Raw genomic sequence first — 832 nt, 5'->3', positions numbered from 1 at the left:
GACACGCTGATGCTGGTGCTGCCGGCCGACCATCACATCGCCGATCCCGAGGGCTTCCGGGCCGCCATCGCCGCCGCGGCGCCCGCCGCCCGCGCCGGCCACCTGATGACCTTCGGCATGCAGCCGACCGCGCCCGAGACCGGATACGGCTACATCCTGCCCGGCGACGACATCCCGGAGGCCCCCGGCGCCCGCGCCATCGCCCGCTTCGTCGAGAAGCCGCCGCGCGAGACCGCCGAACGCTTCCTGGCCGAGGGCCGCCATCTCTGGAACGCCGGCATCTTCCTGTTCACCGCCGGCCGGTACCTCGCCGAATGCGCCCGCCACGCGCCCCAGGTCCTCGCCGCCGCCGACGCCGCGCTCAAGGCCGCCTCGCGCGACCTCACCTTCCTGCGCCTCGACCCCGCCGCCTTCGTCCAGGCCCCCTCGATCTCGATCGACCATGCGGTGATGGAGAAGACCGATCATGCCGGCGTCGTCCCCGCCTCGATCGGCTGGACCGATGTCGGCTCCTGGTCGTCCCTGTGGGAGATCGGCGACCGCGACGCCGACGGCAACATCGCCCAGGGCGACGCGCTGGCCTTCGCCTCGAAGAACTGCCTGGTCCGCTCCGACGGCATCCTCACCGCCGTCATCGGCCTCGACGACGCCATCGTCATCGCCACCGACGACGCCGTGCTGGTCGCCGCCAAGGACCAGGTCCAGGACGTCAAGGCCGTCACCGACGCGCTGAAGCAGGCCAAGCGGCCCGAAGCCGTCATCCACCGCGAGATCTACCGCCCCTGGGGCACCGTCAAGTCGCTGCACGCCGGCGACCGCTTCCAGGTCAAGC

General features: G+C 72.2%; 1 protein-coding gene. It reads left to right on the top strand.

What is annotated here, in order from left to right:
• Window positions 1-832: sugar phosphate nucleotidyltransferase (locus P409_RS35420; RefSeq protein WP_034849833.1), on the top strand; the 832-nt coding region annotated here is incomplete at both ends.

This window comes from Inquilinus limosus MP06, assembly GCF_000767795.1.
Taxonomy (GTDB): Bacteria; Pseudomonadota; Alphaproteobacteria; order DSM-16000; family Inquilinaceae; genus Inquilinus; species Inquilinus limosus_E.
Note: the sequence above shows the minus strand (reverse complement) of the source record. Positions and strands in the feature narration are given on the sequence as shown.